Raw genomic sequence first — 18,382 nt, forward strand, 5'->3', positions numbered from 1 at the left:
CTGCTTAGATTTCCAGGTCGCGCATGGAGTGTTGCATTTCAGCAATACGGTCGCTGATGCGGGCGGTGACGTGAAAGTCATCACGGGCCAATGGCAGGGCATACTGGAGCTGCTCAATGGCTTTCGTGGTCTGGCCATAGAGATAGAAATATTCAGCCTTTGATTGGTAAACCCCCAACCGATTGCCGGCTTTACCGTGTGCCTCCGCCAGCATAAACCACAACAGCGGTTGGGCTTCCCACTGGGTCAGTTGTTCCCTCAGCACTGTGATGGCTTTGTCGGTCTGGTTGTCCAGGGTCAGGGCGTCGGCGTAGAGCACGCTCAGCGGATAATTGCCCGGTGAGAAGTCCAGGCCTTTTTCCAGTAAACGCAGGGCGGTATCGTACTGACCGGCTTTGTTCAGTATTTCTGCTTTGGAAGCAATGTAGGTAATTCGGGTGGGGCGCCTGCTCAGTAGTCGATCGATGGACTGCAGTGCCTTATCCAACTGGTTGGTTTTCAGATAGGCACAGCTTAAGCCATATTCGGTGACTTCGAGAAAGGATGTGGATTCCTGTTTCTGGTTTTCAAGATCACTGATCTTGGCGCTGGCATCCCGGGTGAACTCCACCTCAACCCGCATCTTCATTAAATGAAACTCCAGTGAATCGCTGCTGGGTTTGGCGGGCAGCTGGGCGGCTCGTGCCCGGGCGTCGGTTATGCGGGATTCAGTGACCGGGTGGGTCAGCAGGAATTCGGGTGGCAGGTCTCCGTAATAACGCATGCTTCTTTGCAGTGCCTCAAAGAAATCGGCCATGGCGGCGGGGTTCATGTCCGCCCGCACCAACGTTTGCATGCCGATGCGATCGGCCTCTTGCTCATTGGCACGGCTAAAGCGAAGTTGGGCATCGATGCTGGCTGCCTGGGTCGTGGCTAATGCAGCCATACCGGCTTCGCCCCCTGCGGTGGCGGCAATGGCGATACTGGCCAGTAATGCGGCAAGGCCGGCCCACGAGTTTTGCTGCGAGCGTTCCACACCCCTGGCGAAGTGGCGTTGGCTCAGGTGGGCCAGCTCGTGCGCGATCACACCGCCCACTTCGTCTTCGGTGCGGGCATTTAATAACAATCCACCGTTGAGTCCCATTACGCCGCCAGGTACTGCAAACGCGTTGATGGCAGCATTGTTAATCACCACCAGTGCGATGTCCGGGCGCTCAATATCGCTGGCCGAGGCAAGGCGATACACCAGGTTATACAGGTAATCGTAGATCAGCGGGTCATGAATCAAGGGTACCTGGGCTCGCAGTTGTCGTAACCAGGCCCGCCCCAGTCGGTATTCCTGGTCCGGGCTGACAATGGCCGAGCTGGCGTCTCCCAGGTCGGGAAGGGGGGCAGCAAAGGAAGGCAGCGTGAGGCTTGTCAGCCAGACAACAATCATCAGGCCGGCAATGGGCTTGCGAAAATACTGCTTGGTCATAATCAATGTGGGGCTGCGTTCCTGAAGGTCTGATGGCTTTGACCGGTGATCAACATAAAAGTTTTGCCTCTGGGGCGTTGGAAAGCAATACTTATGAGCAGGGTAGCAGATGGTTTTTGTCGCCACAAAGTCAAAATTATCATTCGCTTAGGGGGAGCGGTATCAATCTTATCTGCCCTTGTATATAGTGTTGTCGACTTTTGATTGAGTGGAATGTAATGAGTTTGACATTGCCCGATATTGAACTGGATGCCCGCGGCCTGGACTGTCCGCTGCCTCTGCTGAAGCTGAAGCAACAGCTGAACCGAATGGACATAGGGCAGATCATCGCGGTGCAAACCAGCGACCCCGGATCACTCCGGGATTTCGAAGCGTTTACCGGAATGGTAGGCCATATCATTCATGAGCAAACGGAGCAGGACGGCAATTTTCTGTTCATAATCGAAAAGCGCGCCTAGCGCAGCGCGCCGCAGGAATCAGCATAACAGCCTATGTTTCAGATATTTAGTGACTGGTATAGAGAGTATTTTTCCAACAAGGAAGCGGTGGTTTTAATTCTGCTGCTGACTGCCGGTTTGACCATTGTCGTGACTATGGGCAAGGTATTGGCGCCGGTATTTACTGCCATCGTGTTGGCCTATCTGCTGCAAGGGCTGATCAACTATCTTGTCAAACGCAGCGTGCCCTGGCTGTTTGCCCTGATCCTTACCTATCTGCTGTTCCTGACCGCGCAAATGGCATTTCTGTTCGTGCTGGTGCCTCTGACCTGGGGCCAGCTGGTGCGCTTTCTCAACGAGCAGGTTCCCCGCATGTTGGCCGAGGCCAACAGCTTTCTGAATGTGCTGCCGCAACGTTACCCTGACCTGGTATCGGAGCAGTGGGTGCGGGAAATCAGCGCCATGACCACCACGACGCTGAAGAGCGTGGGCGAATCAGTGGTGACCTTCTCCCTGGCAAACATTCCCAACCTGATGGGATTATTGATATTTCTGGTGCTGGTGCCATTGTTGGTGTTCTTTTTCCTCAAGGATAAGGACCGTCTGATTGCCGCTGTGGTGGGATTGCTGCCGGCGGAGCGCCCCTTTATTACCCGCGTTATGAGCGAAATGGATGTGCAGATATCCAATTATGTGCGAGGTAAGGCCATGGAAATCATCATCACCGGTGGTGTGACGTACATTGCTTTTGTGGTGTTGGGCGTGAATTATGCTGCATTGCTTGGTTTGCTGGTGGGTTTGAGCGTGGTGGTTCCCTACATTGGCGCCACGGTGGTGACCATCCCGGTGGCGGTGGCCGCCTATTTCCAGTTTGGCTGGGGCCCGGAATTCATGTGGGTGATGGTAGCCTACGGTATCATTCAGGCGCTGGATGGTAATCTATTGGTACCGATCCTGTTTTCAGAGGCAGTGAACCTGCACCCTGTTTCTATTATCACTGCGGTGCTGGTATTCGGTGGGTTTTGGGGATTGTGGGGTGTGTTTTTTGCCATTCCATTGGCCACCCTGGTGAAAGCAGTATTTACATCCTGGCCCCGGGAGCCCCTGCCTGGCCTGGCCCCGGCAAATGATACCGATGGGCCGGGATCCGACGTGCTGTAGGGGCCTGCAAGCAGCGATCAGTTGATGGCTTCTGCTGCTTCCAGAACTTCTTCTACGTGGCCATTGACCCTTACTTTGCGCCATTCCCGCCTCAGTATCCCGTTAGAGTCAATGAGGAAGGTGCTGCGTTCAACGCCCTGTATCTGTTTACCATACATGTTCAGTGGTTGTATGACATCGAACATCTGGCACAGGTAGGCGTCGGTATCGGATATCAGCTCAAAGGGAAACTGGTATTGCGCCTTGAATTGCTCATGGGATTTCAGGATGTCTTTTGAGACACCGAACACCATGGTTTTGGCTTTCAGGAAGTCTTGATAGTAATCCCTGAAATCCAGGCCTTCCGTGGTGCAGCCCGGGGTGTTGTCCTTGGGATAAAAGTACAGAACCACTTTCCAGCCTTTGAGTTTAGAGAGCACAACATCTTTCTGGCTGGTAGCCTGTGCTGCGAAATCCGGAACCGGTTTGTCGAGTTCGACGATTGCCATTGACTCCTCCTAAGCCTTGCATGGGTTGTTATGGTTAATCTGAATGCCTTTATGCGCAGGCTTAACGGCGCGGTTCAATAGTGGCATCCAGATTACGTTCATCACAAAAAGCAATAAAAGCCTCTTTTAAGGGTGCTATTGCGATTGTTGCGGGTACTTTTACTGCAATTTCCAGAGAAAACATTGGGCTGCCGGTATGGGCGGCGGCATAGGTGCCGGTTTCCATCTCTTCGATGTTGATTTTGCGTTCACTGAAAAAGCCGGCAATTTCCCGCACGATGCCGGGGTGATCGAGTGCAACAACGGAAATGTAATAAGGGCGTGATCCGTCGGCTTCCCGCCGTGGCGCGGTGCGTCTCAGTATCGTAGTCAGGCCGAACGCTTCTGCCGCCTGGGGGATGGAAGATTCAGCAGTGGCGATTTGGTCAGGTAGGCCATTGATCAACATGATCAGGGCAAATTCCCCGCCCAGCACTGTCATCCGGGTGTCCAGAATGTTGCAACCGCTTTCTGTGGCGGTTTGGGAGAGCCCGTTGATGATACCGGGTTTGTCCTCTCCGATAGCAGAAATGACAAGGTATTCTTGCATTGCTCAGTCCTGAGTGGTCAAAAAACGAACTGATTGGGCGTATTCCAAAAAGTCCAGTGTTCTTAACCGGTTAAAAACTGAATTTGAGTTTAGCATCGCTATTTAGGAACAACTAGCTGAAAATGCTACAAATAATGGGAAAGACGGTAAAACCCCCTGAAACCCTTAGATTTTGGGCCCCTCAGCCGGTATCCGCTTGTTATTGTTAACACGCGTCAGTACCATACCGGTTTGCCAAATTTAGGTGGAGATAAAGCAGCAAATGATTACCGGCAGCCTGGTTGCGCTCGTCACTCCGATGCATGCTGATGGCAGCATTCATTGGGAAGCTCTGGCGAACTTAATTGACATGCATATTGAGCAGGGTTCCAACGGGATTGTCGCGGTGGGCACCACCGGGGAATCGGCGACCCTGGACGTGGACGAGCACTGCGCCGTAATCAAATTCACTGTTGAGCGCTCAGCCGGGCGAATCCCCATTGTGGCCGGTACCGGTGCCAACTGCACCCGCGAGGCCATCGAGCTGACGCGGGCCGCCAAGCAGGCCGGCGCTGACGCCTGCCTGTTGGTGGCACCTTATTACAACAAACCCACCCAGGAAGGCCTTTACCGCCACCATATGGCCATTGCCGATGCTGTGGAAATACCACAGATTCTTTACAATGTTCCCGGCCGCACTGTCTGCGATATGCTGCCTGCCACCGTGCAACGTATCAGTACCCACCCAAATGTGGTGGCGATCAAGGAAGCGACCGGGAATTTGCAGCGGGGCAGGGAAATTCTTGAATTGTGTGATCCCGAGTTTCTGTTGTACTCCGGCGATGATGCAACGGCCATGGAGCTGATGCTGCTTGGCGCCAAAGGAAATATTTCGGTCACGGCGAACGTCGCACCGAAAGCGATGTCTGACATGTGTGCGGCAGCCATCGCCGGTGATCGGGCGCGTGCGGAAGTTATCAATGAGCCGTTGCTGGGGCTTCATCAAAATCTGTTTCTGGAGGCGAATCCCATCCCCGTCAAATGGGCTTTGCAGCAAATGGGCCTGATGGAAGAAGGTATTCGGCTGCCGCTGACCCCGCTGTCCGAGCAGTTCCATCAGCCACTCAGGGATGCCATGCAACAGGCCGGCTTGCTGTAGTGCATGGCCTTACCAGGCCCAGGGTAAACCAATAACGACAATGTTCCCGGAGAATTCAATGACCATTCTGCGAGCCGCATCGCTACTTGCTTTGCTGATTGCGCTGTCAGGTTGTTCCTATCTGTTTGGTGATAAAGGCCAGTTTCGTGAGCGGGCAATGGATTACCAACAGGCGGAAAGTCTGCCACCCCTAACCATACCTGAAGGTATGGACAGTAAGCCCATCAGCCAGCGCTACCCCATACCGGAGGTGCGTGGGAACAATTTCTATGAACCCCAAGACAGCGAGTCCGTGCCCAGGCCGCAATCATTATTGAATGTTAATGAAGCAGCAGGGCTGGAATTACGGCAGGACTCCGGCCGGCTTTGGTTGGTGGTTGAGCGGCCGGCACAGGATCTTTGGCAGCAGCTCAATGAGTTTGCAGCCAGCAACGCCTCTATTGATAAAGCAGACCGCAGTACCGGTGTGATTGAAACCGGCTGGCTGGCGCCCCGTCAGTTGCCCAGCGAAGGCGGCTTTTGGAAGTCGGTCTGGCGATTTATCACATTCAGTGGTGGAGAGCGCCGGGAGCGCTTTCGGTTCACAATGCAGACCGAGCCGCGGGCCGATTTTGAATCCAATGTCGTGCACATTAATCATGTGCGGGTGAAGACCCCTTTGCCTGAGACAACGGATTGGCCGGAGGAGCCGGAAAACATTGAGCTGGTGACGACGGTCTATGACGAGCTGATGTTGTTCCTTGAGCAGGGTGGCCGCAAAGCGGGCGCCTCGGTTCTGTCCCAGGATCTCAGGGTGCTGCCAAAGTACACCATGACCCGGGATGGCAACGGCTATCCGATTCTGGTCATTAATCAGGACTTCAATCGGGCCTGGCTGGCTGTGGGGCAGGCGTTGCAGAGATCCCGTGTAGGGGTGTCGGATCTGGATAGGACCCTGGGTATTTACTACCTGGCGGAAACCACCCAGGTGGAAGTGGACGACGAACTGGAAGAGAAAGAGCTGCAATTGCGCTTGATCAGTTCCGAGAGCGGTATCCAGGTATCAGTGCAGGTAGATGATGACACTTTGGCGCCTGAAGAACAGTCGGCGCGTATTCTGAACCAGATCCGGGAGAAACTGCAGTAGTGCGATTTGCTTCCATCGGCAGTGGCAGTGAAGGTAATGGGACACTGATTCAAGCCCCAAATCAGCCCGCTGTCCTGGTGGACTGCGGATTCTCCGCCCGGGAGGCCCTATCGCGAATGGCTGACTTTGGGATAGCAGCAGAAGACATCGCTGCGATTCTGGTGACGCACGAACATACCGATCATATTAAAGGCGTGGCCAGGCTGGCCAATCGCTGCCGGATACCGGTATTCACCACCTGGGGTACCTGGGCTGCCAAATTGAACGGGGTGCTGGACGGGGCATTGTTTCACATGATTACACCCCATGAGGATTTTCAGGTGGCGGGTATGAAAGTACAGCCAGTCGCCGTGCCGCACGATGCGCGGGAGCCCTGTCAGTTCGTGATGGAGCACGCCGGTCACCGGCTCGGCTTGCTCAGCGATGTGGGCAGTGTGACCCCCCATATGCTGGACTGCTATGCCGACTGCCATGCTCTGATGCTGGAATGCAACCATGATTTAGCCATGCTTGCGGAGGGGCCTTATCCGGCCTCATTGAAGCGGCGTGTATCCGGGCCCTTGGGGCACTTGAATAATCAGCAATCTGCAGACATGCTATCGCAACTGGATCAGTCTGGATTGCAGCATTTAGTGGTGGCGCACATCAGCCAGAAGAATAACCATCCCGACCTGGCGGTGGAGGCGTTGCTTGATAAGGGGCGGTGTTCGGAATCGATCATCCGCCTGGCCACTCAGAATTCAGGCCTGGATTGGCTATCCGTTCAGGCCACTGAAAACAGATCATAAACTTGTTTTAGAATCAGGTGATTTTAAGATGGAAAAGCGCGAAGAACTTTACAAAGGTAAAGCCAAGTCTGTGTACTCCACCGACGATCCAAAATCGTTAATCCTGGTGTTTCGCAACGACACATCGGCCTTTGACGGTAAAAAGGTGGAACAGCTTGATCGCAAAGGCATGGTGAACAACAAGTTCAACGCTTTCATTATGCAGAAACTCGAGGAAGCGGGTGTTGAAACCCATTTCAACAAGTTACTCAATGATCAGGAGGCGCTGGTAAAATGCCTGAAGATGATGCCTTTGGAATGTGTGGTGCGCAACGTTTCAGCAGGCAGTATCTGTCGTCGCCTGGGCGTCGAAGAGGGGCTGGACCTTAATCCGCCCACCTTTGAGTTCTTTCTGAAGAATGATGCACTGGGCGACCCGATGGTGAATGAATACCATATCCAAAGCTTTGGCTGGGCTGAAAAAGAGCACGTGTTAAAGATGAAAGAATTGACCTTCAAGGTTAACGACGTGCTGAAACAACTGTTCCTGGATGGCGGTATGCTGTTGGTGGATTACAAGCTGGAGTTTGGTATTTATGACGGGCGTGTAGTGCTGGGTGATGAATTCACGCCAGATGGTTGCCGCTTATGGGATGTGGAAACCCGCAAAAAACTGGACAAAGATCGTTTCCGCCAGGGGCTGGGTGATGTGGTGGAGTCTTATGAGGAAGTGGGCTTGAGATTGGGCATCAAGTTTGACTGAGCCGTTACTGCAAGAAAAAACCGCAGCAAAATGCTGCGGTTTTTTTATGACCGAAGCCCCGCTCAGAAATGGAACGTGGCGGCGATATAGGAGCCGTCCAGTGTAACATCGGCGTCCAGGTCTTCTACATCATCCAATTCCAGTGCCAATTTTCTCATCCCGGCTTCCAGGCCCAGGCCAAAGGCGAAGGTATAGCCCACTTTACCCCACAAGTCATAGAGTTGAGCCCCGCCAGCTCCGATCCAGTTTCCCTGCACGCCCACATATAGACCAGTAATGGGTAATTCGAATTGCGCAGAGCCGTATAGCAATGGTGCCACGAAATCGAGATCCTCACTGGCTGTTTCCGATAGCAGCGGGCTGCTGGCACTCAGCTCGCCATCGAACTGACGCGCGGTCAGGCCCAGGTCCAGGCTTACCCAGTTGTCCAGCACTTCGTAATAAAAGGTGTAGTCATTGTGGGAGAAGTCCAGTTTTGAGCGCACCGGTGCACCGGCCGGAAACGTAATGTCATCGAACTCGATGGAATCCGACAGCACGACGCTGGCCGATTCCTCGATCTCAGAGCGGGCAAAACGAACGTTGGGCAGAATGGGGATGCCATGTTCGAGGGCAATGTAAAAGTAGGAGCCGGAATCACCCTCCAGGCCAAGATCATCGTCAAAGTCGATGGAACTGCTGCCACCTTCCAAATCGGTAAAGTCACCAGACAGATCGTAGCTGATGCTGCCTCCGCCCACATAGATTCCCAGAAGGGTGTCAGCGTAACTGACACTGCCGAAGCCAAGGTTCATGCCGATCAAAGCGGCGGTAGCGATAGATCTCATGTTCTGCTCCCTAATTAGTTTCCTGTTAATTAAAGCATACTGGGAGCAAAGGCCAACCTAAGTCAGCCTTTTTATTCATAGGTTTGCGAACACATTCAAGAACCCGGTGAGGTCTGGCTACCAATTGTTCAGTGGTATTGTTTGGCCAGCTTGTGCAATCCCCGCAGGATCACTTTCTCCAGAACGGATTTCACCACCAGTCCGCTTAAGGGAACAGGCACCTTGGGCTCAAATTGAATGGTGTAGTGCAGGTGGGTTTTGCCACCGTTCTCACTGAACACCATGCGGCCCAGGTGGTTCTTCAGGGGGCTGCCCTTGGTGATGGTGTATTCCACCAGTTTATTGGGTTCGAAGGCGGTGACGGTTTCTTCGAAATCCGCCAGTGGCACGGGGGTTATGCGCCGCACTGAACCTATTCCGTTGACGTCATCCTGCCCATCCTTAATCCGTTTGACTTTAGCGTTGAGCACTTTGCCCATTGCTTCGTGGTCGGACAGGGTGGCGAATACGGTTTCGACCGGGGCATTGAATTCGACATTCATTTGAATGAATTGGCTGCTCATAAAGTGTATTTCCGTTAAATCGTTCTGAAAGTGATGCCGGCTGCATTCAGGCGCTCAATCAGAGCGACTCCCATACCTGCGCCAGGCGTGGTAACACCGTAGTTGGCTGGTAGGTCTTTGTCCTGTGCCAGGCACAAAGCAGACTCAGCCAGCATTTTTGCGGTCTCTCCATAACCGGGGTCGCCTCCTGCAACCTCAGTCCATACATGCAGTCCGTCGGCTTCACCGACAAAGTGAACCTTGAACCAGGATTTATTGCGCATTGCCTCGCTTGGGCCCTGCCCGGGATCTTTCACTTCCAGCAGTTTGTTGCGCGTGTATTTAAACTGAGACAGTGCGATCAGCCCCCCAGCGCCCACCACGCCGCCGATCAGTTTGGGCAATTTTTTAACCAGTATGTAGTGTCCATAAATAAAATCCGGTCCGAATTCCTTGCGCTCGGCAGCGGTGCGCTTGACCACCTGAGGGTCGATGGAGGGGAAGGGGCAGGCCCATGCCTTGTGGGCATTTACCCAGAATACCTTGGGTTGCATGACCCGGGTACGGCGCCGGTCGGTGGGCTTGGTTTTGCGGGTTTTATGCCATTCCTTGCGTTTATTGTGATACGCCCGCAGCCGGGAAAACTGGGTGATGGCAGAATGCCAAGTGCCCCCGGAAAAAGTGCCCTTGGCTTCGATGAAACCTTCCACCTTCACCGGGCATTTTCCCGCCTTGTCCTCACCCAGCAACGTATTTAACTGGTGCACGGTATAGAGTGCACCCAGGTCGTGAGGAATGCTGTCAAAGCCACAGCTGTTGATGATTTTGATCTTTTTCTCCACCGCCTGGTCATGTAGTTCATGTTGCAGGCCTTCCACAAACTCCGGCTCTCCGGTCAGGTCCACGTAATGGGTGCCGGCCTCCACACAGGCTCGAACCAGCGGTTCGCCGTATTTGAGATAGGGGCCCACGGTGGTGATGACAACCTTGGCCTGGGCGGCCATGTTCACCAGGCTGGTGTAGTCGTCGGAGTCTGCGTGCAGCGTCTCAATGTGGGCCTGGCTGTTTATGCTCAGCAGGTCCTGTTGACAGGCTTCTACTTTACCGCGGTTGCGGCCGGCGATTGCCAGCTTCAGTGGGTTGGCTCCCTGGCTCCTCACGAGGTATTCAGCAGTGAGTTTTCCAGTAAAACCGGTTGCGCCGTATACCACGATATCGAATGGCCTTTTGGACGCTGTTTTGGCGGCCTTGGTGGTCATGCTCGTCCCCTGTAAGTCATCAAAATTGCAGTGAAAATTGGTGCTTAGAGTAAGCCGTATGAATTATGGGTTTCAAGAGCCTGATGTTACAAATTTGGTTTTTTATAAGGGGGCAGGGCATCAAGGGGGCCAAGGGGGCGGATCATAAACAGTTGAGCTTAAACAAAAGCTGTGACATTGTTGATTAATGGCCGATGCTGCGGAGCGGGCAAGTGGCCGTGGCCTATATTGGCATACATAATAATCATAACAGCAGTCACCGCTGGGTGAGGAGGTTATATGGTTGATAAGTCGGTTGTGGTTCGTGATTGCATGAGCCGTAAAGTGGTCAGCTTTGATATCAAGGATGATGTTGGGGATGTGGTGGCAGTATTACTGGAAAACAAGATAACCGGTGCCCCCGTGTTGGATGAGAATCAGAATGTGATCGGCTTTATTTCAGAGCAGGATTGCATCAAGGAAATGCTGAATACCGCGTTTTATTGCGATCTGACCGCCAATGCCGGCGATGTAATGAAAACCAATGTGCTTACGGTCGAGCCGGATATGGCCATTTCGGAATTGGCGGATCAGCTCACAACCAATAAGCCCAAGATGTATCCCGTGGTGGAAAATGGCAAGTTGGTGGGGATTGTCAGTCGTTCCGATGTACTCCAGGAGCTCTACGATGCCAGCGTTCGCTGCCATCATCTCAGTGATAAGAAAACCGCCCTGTAAGGTTTTCTGGTGTGGCCGGAACAGCTCGGTCACACCAGTCCGCCCCCAGTGTCACGCACCAGCCTAACAAAGTTAGCTTGTTTTCAAGGCATTAGCTTGTAAATGTCTCAGCCCTCTCTATTGTTAAATTAATAACGCGATAAATAGGGATGTAATCAGGGCTTTTTCATTTTGGGAGTGAACACCTTGTTGGTTTGGCTGATGCGTCCCGTTGTCTTTTTTATTCTGCTGTTACAACCCTGGTGTGCGATGGCCCTGTTGTCTGCAGAAGCATCCTCCTCCGCGGTTAATGAGCACGTCCAATTTCTCGAAGATCCTGACGGTCGTTACACGATCGAAACCGTGCGCAAGCCGGATGACCACTGGGTGCCCCAGGGACAAAAAGCTTTCAACCAAGGATACAGTGATTCCACCTGGTGGCTGCATCTGCAATTGGAGAACCCTGCAGACGCATCGACACTGCGTTATCTGGAACTGGGGTATGCGGTTCTGGATTACGTGGATGTGTGGGTTTACGACTCAGGCAAATTACTCGACTCTTATCAGATGGGCGATAAGCGTGTTTTCGCAGAGCGCCCGATTGAGCACCGGTTTTTTGTTGTTCCGCTGCATTTCCCGCCGGGGGCGACCCTGGATATCTACTACCGCATCAAAACCAGCACTTCCGTGCAGGCTCCCCTCACTTTGTGGCAACGGGATGCATTTGAAAACCGCGAGAACCAGGCCAATATAGCCCAGGGTTTGTATTATGGCGCCATGTTTGTCATTGCCATTTACAACTTTCTGATTTTTATTGTTGTGGGCGAACGCAGCTATCTGTATTACGTGGTCGTTGTCGTCTCTCTGCCGCTGTTTATCGCATCACTCAGCGGGCAGGCTTACCATTATATTTGGCCCAATGCCGTGGGCTGGAACGATCACAGCATACCATTCTTTCTGGCACTGACCTTTGGCTCTTCGGCACTGTTCACCCGCCGTTTTTTACAGGTCAGGGAATGGTCACGAGTCCTCAATATTGGGCTTACTGGAATTGCTGTTGCTGCTTTTTCCACCGCATTACTGTCATTTGTTTCGCCTTATCGTTTGAGTATCCATGTGCTGGTGCCGCTGGGTTTGTTTGCCTGCCTGTTTGAAATGCTGGTGGGAGTCATGTCCTGGTATAAGGGCGTTAACAACGCCCGCTTCTATGTGATCGCATGGCTGTTTTTTTTGGGCGGTGGTGTGCTGCTGGCGCTGAATAAACTCAGTATATTGCCGACCAATTTTATCACTGAATACGCGGTGCAGATTGGCTCAGTGCTTGAGGCAGTACTGCTGTCCTTTGCCATGGCCGAGCGCATTAACGTGGAACGCAAGTTGCGGTTTGCTGCCCAGGATGAAGCTTTGCAGGTTACACGCCGGCTCAATGGAGAGCTGGAGCAGCGGGTCAGGGAGCGCACGCTTGAGTTGGAAAAACTCAATTCCCGCCTGGAGGAAATGAGCAATACGGATCAGCTTACCAAGCTCAAGAATCGCCGCTATATGGAAAACGTCATGCAAAAAGAATGGGCCCGCTGTATGCGCTACAAACGGGATTTCGCCATTCTGATGCTGGATGTGGACTTTTTCAAACGGGTTAATGATGAATATGGACACCCTGCCGGCGATACCTGCCTGAAGCTGGTGGCGGAGCGGGTCAATGACTGCATTCGGTGGCCGTCGGATCAGTTAGCACGTTATGGGGGCGAGGAGTTTTGCCTGATATTGCCGGAGACCGGCGCAGAGGGTGCCCGTGTTGTGGCAGAGCGGATCCGGAAAGCGGTGGCGGCGAACCCCATTGAGACGGACAGCGCCACTTTTAACGTTACCGTGAGCATAGGGGTTTGTGTGGGTGTGCCGCCTGAGGGTGGTAGTGTAGAGGCTATGTTGAAATCGTCTGATCTGGCACTTTACCAATCCAAAGAGAACGGCCGCAACAGAGTCACGCTCTATCGTCAGGATCAACTTGGCAATGTGGCCCATTTAAGCATGGGTAGAGCCTCTAAAGAGTAGCCTGGGCTGCATCTGTTCACTTTTTAATTGGGGTAAATAGCGGCATAATTGCGCCAAATCAACCAGTGTCCGGAAGTATGACCGCAGCTATTCACATCAAACGGCCGATCCTGAGCTGGCTCATTGCACCCCAGGCCCGTGACTATATTCAGCAGCATGGGTTCAGCGCTGAAGACATCGGGATCATGCTGGGGGCATCCGGTGGACCCAAGTGGCTGGTGCTCGCCGGGCTGGATCGAGCCCTTTTCTCTGAGTTCCTACCTACCAGAACGGCACCACTCACCACGCTGGCTTCCAGTATCGGCAGTTGGCGCTTTGCGGCGCTGGCGCAGCGGGATTCCCTGGCTGCTTTGGAGCGGTTTGTTGAGGCCTATCTGGCCCAGAGCTATCCTGCCAAGGTTACCATTCATGATGTATCGCGGGTACTGGATGCAGTGCTTTCCCATGTGTTGGGGGAGCAGGGCATTGATGAGATTCTAACCCACCCGGTCTACCGTAATCACATTGTGACCATTCGCGGTGGTGGTCTGCTGCAGTCCGACCATAAGTTGGCCCTGATGGCCGGGCTTTGCGCCACCTTTCTGGCCAATGCAATGGGGCGTACCCATTTGGGCCGGTTCTGTGAGCGGGCGGTATTTGGTGATAGTCGTGACCGTATGATCGAGTTTGATGATTCGCTGCCCACGCGGCGGGTTGCACTGTCCGCCGATAACCTGGAACTGGCGTTACGGGCTTCAGGGGCCGTTCCACTGGTGTTGGCCGGGGTGCGCGATATTCCCGGCGCGCCTGCCGGTGTCTATCGTGATGGCGGGGTGACCGACTACCATTTTGATGCGTCGCTGTCGGTGTCGAACGGGCTGGTTTTCTATCCGCATTTTTATTCCTATTGCGTACCTGGCTGGTTTGATAAAACCTTGAAAAGCCGCCACCATCAGGGGGGAGCCGGTTCCCGGGGCGCCTGGCAGAACCTGGTGATGGTCGCGCCATCGGCAGAGTTTGTAGCATCCCTGCCCGGCGGCCGGATACCGGATCGCAAAGATTTTTTTGCCATGGACAACCAGCAACGCCTGGTTTTGTGGAAACGTACAGTGACTGAATCAGAGCGTCTGGGTGACGCCTTTCTGGATGCGGTTCACCACCAGCGGTTTGACTGCCCGCGGTTTGACTGAAGGGAACACCTGAATTGAATTCACACCGTGACTTACCAGCGATTCTGGACAGTGTGCAGATTTCGCCCCGCCACTTGCCCAAAGTGCCCGAGATTGCTCTGTACCTGATGCAGGATCAAGTGCCCGAGCATCATTTGCAGCAACAGGATTATCAGCGTTTGATGGAGGCCCCGCCTTACTGGGCCTTTTGCTGGGGTGGTGGGCAAGCCCTGGCACGCTGGATTCTGGATAACCCCGCTGTGGTGCAGGGCCGTCGCGTGGTGGATTTTGGCGCCGGTTCCGGGGTGGCCGGGGTGGCCGCCGCACTGGCCGGTGCCGAGGCGGTGGTCTGTGTGGATATAGACGACGATGCGCTCACGGCTTGTCGCTGTAATGGGGAACTCAACGGGGTTTCACTGCAGACCTCACGCAGTCTTGCGCTGACCAATGGTGAATTGCTACTGGCTGCCGACGTGTGTTACGAGGATACCGGGTATTCAGGGGTGATCAATCACATGGCTGCCGCTGGCGATGTGGTGGTGGCTGAATCCCGTTTGCGCAACCTCGCGGAGCGTTTTCCGCAACTGCGCAGGGTGGGTGAGATGCGGGTGCGCACATTGCCAGACCTGGAAGAGTCGGAAAACTATGACCTGGTGCACATTTTTCGCTCTTATCAGTTCCCAAAAATCCTTTAAAATTCGTGCTGTTACAAAGGTCAACATTTCTTCACATAATGCCCAACGGATGCCCACGTAGTTATCGCGCCGCCTTTGCTATAGTCCTTAGCATAAGAGTACCCCGATACCCTATAACCCAATTCACCTTAACTATGTATTCAGACCAATCCCGCTTGTATGTCGGAGCTGTTATCAATGCTGCAAGGCGCAACTCACAATTCAGATCTGGCACTCAGTTGGAGTGCGTCGGGGCGCCTTGCTCAAGGGAAGGGGCCTGTGCTTACTGAAGGTTACAGCCAGGACGACATTAAGAACGGCTTCAGGGTGGATTCGCTTACCCCCAAGCCCCTCGGCGACCGCCTGAAGATGGGGTGTGCTGCGCTCTTTTCCATATTGATTCCGGTGTTCTTTCTTGCCGCTTTGTTGTTCATCACAGGAAGCTGGTTGAATTTGACCTGGCTAACGTTGACCTCGGAACAGGGCTATTCCGGCCTTTCTTTGGGCATCTATTTGTTGGGCGACGTGTTTCTGTTGGGGTTTCTCTATGCTCTTTACCGCCGCCTGGTATTGACCCGCAAACAGTCTAAAACCTATTACACCGTCAGTGAGGCTACTCAGCCCGAGCTGCATGCCTTTATTCGTCACATTGCGGACATGCTGGGAGCGCCCAACCCGAAGAGCGTGAAGCTGGATGCAGAGGTCGGGCTGGTGTTGAGGCCTGCCAGCCTGCGTGATGTGTTGGTGGGTGAGGGTCCGGAGGTGGTGATTGGATTGCCGTTATTGTACGGCCTCAGTGCCCGCCAGTTGTCCGGGGTAATCGCCCACGCGTTTGCCGGTTATTCCCGGGAAGCACGATTACATGGGTATCCTTTGTTGAGCAGTGTGGATCGCTGGTTGTTTACCCAGACTGGTTTGGGCCGTCTCAATGCATTGAGCCAATCAGATTTTGATTCGCGCTCCCGTTCCCGCCTGGATGCGATATTCAAGCCGTGGGATGTGCTGGTGCAGGGCACCTTCTATCTGGTATACCGAGTGGTCAGTTCCATGACGTTTGACGTCAGCCGCAAGGTGGATATGGCCGGGGATTTGCTTAGTGCGCGGATTGCCGGTTCCACTGAGTTCCGTTCCACCCAGTTCCGTCTGCGCTCGTTGCATTACGGGCAAGTCAATGCCAATCAGGAGCTGGTGGGAAGCTGGCGTACCAAGAAGCTGTCGGATAACTTTCCTGCCCTGGTAGTGGATCACGCGGACACGCTGCAGTTGTCGTTGCGCCCCCGGTTGATTCAGGAAATGGAAGAGTTGGTGACGCCATTAACCCGCAGTCGCATAGTGGATCTGGGGCGTATCGTTAACGTTGAGCATACCCAGGAAGAGGGGGCGTGTTTTCTGTTGGGCGCGGCTATTTCACTGTTGCGGGATCCGGCTAAAGTCAGCAAGGCAGTTACCTTGTCCCATTATCGGCATATTGGGATCCGGCATCCTGATGTGTATGCCGCGCAAAAAATGCAGTCGATCCAGAAGGCCGAGCGGGAGAAAGCCAAGCGCCATCAGGTGTTTTTGGGGCTGGAACGCAGCGGCCGTATCGTGCGGGTGGATGAGTTCGAACGCTATCAGGCCAATGCCGTGGAATCCCGCCTGGTGGACTACAGGATGCTTTCCGACAAGCTATCGCAGAGTGAGTCCGAAATCGCCCATTTGGCGGATGCCGTGCGGGAATTTGAATTCCGCAAGAATCTTTTGCATACCCGCAAGGCCCTGGAAGAGTGTCGCGATGCCGATGGCGAGGTACTGCGGGATCTGGAAGTGCAATGGCTTACCCTGATCAAGGATCAGAGTGACTATAAATCCCGTTTGGCTGCCTTCGAAACCTGTTTTTCCCGCAAAGCCGCTATTGCTCTCAGCCTGGCGCTGGATTCCGCCGTGGTTCAGGAGCAATTGCAGATGAGCCGCCACGAATTGCAATCCCACTTTGCACGGGTGGTGGATGCCCTCAGTTTTCTGCATCGCAGCTTTGAGAGCATACAGCGTTTGCGTTCCTACACGCAGGTGTTGGGACAGATTCTGGTAGAGATCGGCTCCGATATGAAGGTGAATCCGGGGCTGGTGGAAATGAGCAATCGTTATCAGCGTTACATGATGATCGAACTGGATGCGTTGAATCGCGTGTTTGCCGGGGTCAACTATCCTCTGGGCGGATTTAATTTCCGTGGCGCAGGGGCCTCAAGCCGTGAATCGGGCATGTTAACCGTGGGTGATGTGGTGCGGGAAGAAGTACCTGATCTGGATTCCGCAGGCTCATGCCCGGAAGCCTGTCACCGCGTTGCCAACGCCGTATGTCAGTACCTGGATGCGTTCAACGAGCAGGTGCAGCAGCGTATTACGGTGGTATTGAACGCCGTGGACCTCGCTTACCCCATGGACGAGGAAGCATCCAGATAGGTGCTGGCCACCGCGTCCAGCATCTCTTTGCCCTCATCGGGCAGGTAGGGTGTCAGATGGCTCACAACCTGATACACACCCGCTTCCAGGTCATCCGGTTCTTCCCGATGGATCATGTGCCGAATGTGTTGATAGTTGAGCCAGTACGTTGCGGTGATGGTGATATTGGTGGCCAGGCGTTGAGCCTCGTCCTGGGCGATCTGAATCAGTGATTGCTCCTGCATCATTTGCAGAATCAGCAAAGCCGAATCTCGCTTTTTGTCGAGAATACGATTGAACTTCTTTTGCAGTTTTTCATTGCGTTCGAGAACGGTGACGGGATCCCGGTACAGGAACCGGAATTCCCAGATCTTCTCAAAGATCATGTGCACGTACATCCAATAATCCATCATGTCCAGCCCCGGATCGGTAGGGGATTGCAGGGCTTCGTGCATACCGGCTTCGAATACTTGAAACAGCTCGGCGATGATTTCGTCTTTATTGCGGAAGTGGTAGTACAGATTGCCGGGGCTAATCTCCATTTCATTGGCGATATCAATGGTGGTGACGTTGGGTTCGCCACACAGGTTGAATAACTCCAGGCTGGTTACCAGAATGCGGTCACGTGTTTTCATTTATGATTATCTTATTCCCTATACGGCTTTGTCTGCGCGCTGTGCCCCCTGTCTAGCCTTAAGCATACGTCAGCACTGCTTCCAAGTCATCAAGCCAATTGCCGGAGGTGGATTTAACTCTATGAAAATTCTAGCAAAAGGCGATATATTTCGAAGACGTATCCCGTCCTGGGTCAAGTCAGATTGATAATTGCGCCCATTAA

Annotated in this window: 18 protein-coding genes; 11 read left to right on the plus strand and 7 right to left on the minus strand. The window is 53.6% G+C overall.

Annotated elements, in window-relative coordinates; genetic code table 11:
* Positions 1–4: 4 nt before the first annotated feature.
* Positions 5–1,456, minus strand: a complete 1,452-nt coding sequence (locus D9N13_RS09615; protein ID WP_290589825.1) for a M48 family metalloprotease — start codon at positions 1,454–1,456, stop codon at positions 5–7.
* A gap of 218 nt (positions 1,457–1,674) precedes the next feature.
* Between D9N13_RS09615 and D9N13_RS09620 the strand changes: the two genes are divergently transcribed.
* Both D9N13_RS09620 and D9N13_RS09625 read left to right on the plus strand, forming a co-directional pair.
* On the plus strand, positions 1,675–1,914 hold the full coding sequence (locus tag D9N13_RS09620) for a sulfurtransferase TusA family protein (RefSeq protein WP_290588697.1): 240 nt from the start codon (positions 1,675–1,677) through the stop codon (positions 1,912–1,914).
* Between the two features lie 33 nt (positions 1,915–1,947).
* Complete coding sequence (locus D9N13_RS09625) at positions 1,948–3,054, plus strand: AI-2E family transporter (RefSeq protein ID WP_290588700.1); 1,107 nt, start codon at positions 1,948–1,950, stop codon at positions 3,052–3,054.
* Positions 3,055–3,071: 17 nt separating this feature from the next.
* On the opposite strand, the gene D9N13_RS09630 is transcribed toward D9N13_RS09625, so the two are convergent.
* Together D9N13_RS09630 and D9N13_RS09635 are read right to left on the minus strand one after the other, a co-directional pair.
* Complete coding sequence (locus D9N13_RS09630) at positions 3,072–3,542, minus strand: peroxiredoxin (RefSeq protein WP_290588702.1); 471 nt, start codon at positions 3,540–3,542, stop codon at positions 3,072–3,074.
* 61 nt (positions 3,543–3,603) lie between these two features.
* Positions 3,604–4,131, minus strand: a complete 528-nt coding sequence (locus D9N13_RS09635) for a glycine cleavage system protein R (RefSeq protein ID WP_290588705.1) — start codon at positions 4,129–4,131, stop codon at positions 3,604–3,606.
* A 262-nt stretch (positions 4,132–4,393) separates the two neighbouring features.
* Between D9N13_RS09635 and dapA the strand changes: the two genes are divergently transcribed.
* Genes dapA through purC form a run of 4 tightly spaced genes read left to right on the plus strand, consistent with a single transcriptional unit; the run spans position 4,394 to position 7,925 of the window.
* Positions 4,394–5,269, plus strand: a complete 876-nt coding sequence (gene dapA / locus D9N13_RS09640) for a 4-hydroxy-tetrahydrodipicolinate synthase (protein WP_290588708.1) — start codon at positions 4,394–4,396, stop codon at positions 5,267–5,269.
* Positions 5,270–5,327: 58 nt separating this feature from the next.
* On the plus strand, positions 5,328–6,395 hold the full coding sequence (gene bamC, locus D9N13_RS09645) for an outer membrane protein assembly factor BamC (RefSeq protein WP_290588710.1): 1,068 nt from the start codon (positions 5,328–5,330) through the stop codon (positions 6,393–6,395).
* Positions 6,395–7,183, plus strand: a complete 789-nt coding sequence (locus D9N13_RS09650) for an MBL fold metallo-hydrolase (protein ID WP_290588713.1) — start codon at positions 6,395–6,397, stop codon at positions 7,181–7,183. Before bamC ends, D9N13_RS09650 begins: the two co-directional genes overlap by 1 nt.
* A gap of 28 nt (positions 7,184–7,211) precedes the next feature.
* On the plus strand, positions 7,212–7,925 hold the full coding sequence (gene purC, locus D9N13_RS09655) for a phosphoribosylaminoimidazolesuccinocarboxamide synthase (protein ID WP_290588716.1): 714 nt from the start codon (positions 7,212–7,214) through the stop codon (positions 7,923–7,925).
* A gap of 62 nt (positions 7,926–7,987) precedes the next feature.
* On the opposite strand, the gene D9N13_RS09660 is transcribed toward purC, so the two are convergent.
* The 3 genes from D9N13_RS09660 to D9N13_RS09670 all read right to left on the minus strand — a co-directional run bounded on the left by D9N13_RS09660 (position 7,988) and on the right by D9N13_RS09670 (position 10,553).
* Positions 7,988–8,752 (minus strand): TIGR04219 family outer membrane beta-barrel protein, encoded by a 765-nt coding sequence (locus D9N13_RS09660; RefSeq protein ID WP_290588718.1) that lies wholly within the window; start codon positions 8,750–8,752, stop codon positions 7,988–7,990.
* Positions 8,753–8,880: 128 nt separating this feature from the next.
* Positions 8,881–9,315 carry an SRPBCC family protein gene (locus tag D9N13_RS09665; RefSeq protein WP_290588720.1) on the minus strand — a complete coding sequence of 145 codons (435 nt, stop codon included), beginning with the start codon at positions 9,313–9,315 and terminating at the stop codon, positions 8,881–8,883.
* 14 nt (positions 9,316–9,329) lie between these two features.
* Positions 9,330–10,553 (minus strand): saccharopine dehydrogenase family protein, encoded by a 1,224-nt coding sequence (locus tag D9N13_RS09670; protein ID WP_290588723.1) that lies wholly within the window; start codon positions 10,551–10,553, stop codon positions 9,330–9,332.
* A gap of 279 nt (positions 10,554–10,832) precedes the next feature.
* Between D9N13_RS09670 and D9N13_RS09675 the strand changes: the two genes are divergently transcribed.
* From D9N13_RS09675 to D9N13_RS09695, 5 genes are all read left to right on the plus strand, one after another.
* Complete coding sequence (locus D9N13_RS09675) at positions 10,833–11,270, plus strand: CBS domain-containing protein (protein WP_290588726.1); 438 nt, start codon at positions 10,833–10,835, stop codon at positions 11,268–11,270.
* 201 nt (positions 11,271–11,471) lie between these two features.
* Positions 11,472–13,301, plus strand: coding sequence for a diguanylate cyclase (locus D9N13_RS09680; protein ID WP_290588729.1), 1,830 nt, complete (start codon positions 11,472–11,474; stop codon positions 13,299–13,301).
* A gap of 77 nt (positions 13,302–13,378) precedes the next feature.
* The gene (locus D9N13_RS09685; protein WP_290588732.1) at positions 13,379–14,470 is read left to right on the plus strand and encodes a patatin-like phospholipase family protein; all 1,092 of its coding nucleotides are present in this window, start codon (positions 13,379–13,381) and stop codon (positions 14,468–14,470) included.
* 14 nt (positions 14,471–14,484) lie between these two features.
* Positions 14,485–15,144, plus strand: coding sequence for a class I SAM-dependent methyltransferase (locus D9N13_RS09690; protein WP_290588735.1), 660 nt, complete (start codon positions 14,485–14,487; stop codon positions 15,142–15,144).
* A 258-nt stretch (positions 15,145–15,402) separates the two neighbouring features.
* Positions 15,403–17,565, plus strand: coding sequence for a M48 family metallopeptidase (locus tag D9N13_RS09695; RefSeq protein ID WP_290588737.1), 2,163 nt, complete (start codon positions 15,403–15,405; stop codon positions 17,563–17,565).
* On the opposite strand, the gene D9N13_RS09700 is transcribed toward D9N13_RS09695, so the two are convergent.
* On the minus strand, positions 17,535–18,179 hold the full coding sequence (locus tag D9N13_RS09700; protein WP_290588739.1) for a TetR/AcrR family transcriptional regulator: 645 nt from the start codon (positions 18,177–18,179) through the stop codon (positions 17,535–17,537). The two genes, D9N13_RS09695 and D9N13_RS09700, sit on opposite strands and share 31 nt — an antisense overlap.
* Positions 18,180–18,382: the final 203 nt, after the last annotated feature.

The organism is Ketobacter sp. GenoA1, assembly GCF_003671475.1.
Taxonomy (GTDB): Bacteria; Pseudomonadota; Gammaproteobacteria; order Pseudomonadales; family Ketobacteraceae; genus Ketobacter.

Excerpts from the sequence above, each read along its gene's own strand:
- D9N13_RS09615 (WP_290589825.1), bottom strand. The coding sequence starts at position 1,456 with ATGACCAAGCAGTATTTTCGCAAGCCCATTGCCGGCCTGATGATTGTT.
- D9N13_RS09620 (WP_290588697.1), top strand. The coding sequence starts at position 1,675 with ATGAGTTTGACATTGCCCGATATTGAACTGGATGCCCGCGGCCTGGAC.
- D9N13_RS09625 (WP_290588700.1), top strand. The coding sequence starts at position 1,948 with ATGTTTCAGATATTTAGTGACTGGTATAGAGAGTATTTTTCCAACAAG.
- D9N13_RS09630 (WP_290588702.1), bottom strand. The coding sequence starts at position 3,542 with ATGGCAATCGTCGAACTCGACAAACCGGTTCCGGATTTCGCAGCACAG.
- D9N13_RS09635 (WP_290588705.1), bottom strand. The coding sequence starts at position 4,131 with ATGCAAGAATACCTTGTCATTTCTGCTATCGGAGAGGACAAACCCGGT.
- dapA (WP_290588708.1), top strand. The coding sequence starts at position 4,394 with ATGATTACCGGCAGCCTGGTTGCGCTCGTCACTCCGATGCATGCTGAT.
- bamC (WP_290588710.1), top strand. The coding sequence starts at position 5,328 with ATGACCATTCTGCGAGCCGCATCGCTACTTGCTTTGCTGATTGCGCTG.
- purC (WP_290588716.1), top strand. The coding sequence starts at position 7,212 with ATGGAAAAGCGCGAAGAACTTTACAAAGGTAAAGCCAAGTCTGTGTAC.
- D9N13_RS09660 (WP_290588718.1), bottom strand. The coding sequence starts at position 8,752 with ATGAGATCTATCGCTACCGCCGCTTTGATCGGCATGAACCTTGGCTTC.
- D9N13_RS09665 (WP_290588720.1), bottom strand. The coding sequence starts at position 9,315 with ATGAGCAGCCAATTCATTCAAATGAATGTCGAATTCAATGCCCCGGTC.
- D9N13_RS09670 (WP_290588723.1), bottom strand. The coding sequence starts at position 10,553 with ATGACCACCAAGGCCGCCAAAACAGCGTCCAAAAGGCCATTCGATATC.
- D9N13_RS09675 (WP_290588726.1), top strand. The coding sequence starts at position 10,833 with ATGGTTGATAAGTCGGTTGTGGTTCGTGATTGCATGAGCCGTAAAGTG.
- D9N13_RS09680 (WP_290588729.1), top strand. The coding sequence starts at position 11,472 with ATGCGTCCCGTTGTCTTTTTTATTCTGCTGTTACAACCCTGGTGTGCG.
- D9N13_RS09685 (WP_290588732.1), top strand. The coding sequence starts at position 13,379 with ATGACCGCAGCTATTCACATCAAACGGCCGATCCTGAGCTGGCTCATT.
- D9N13_RS09700 (WP_290588739.1), bottom strand. The coding sequence starts at position 18,179 with ATGAAAACACGTGACCGCATTCTGGTAACCAGCCTGGAGTTATTCAAC.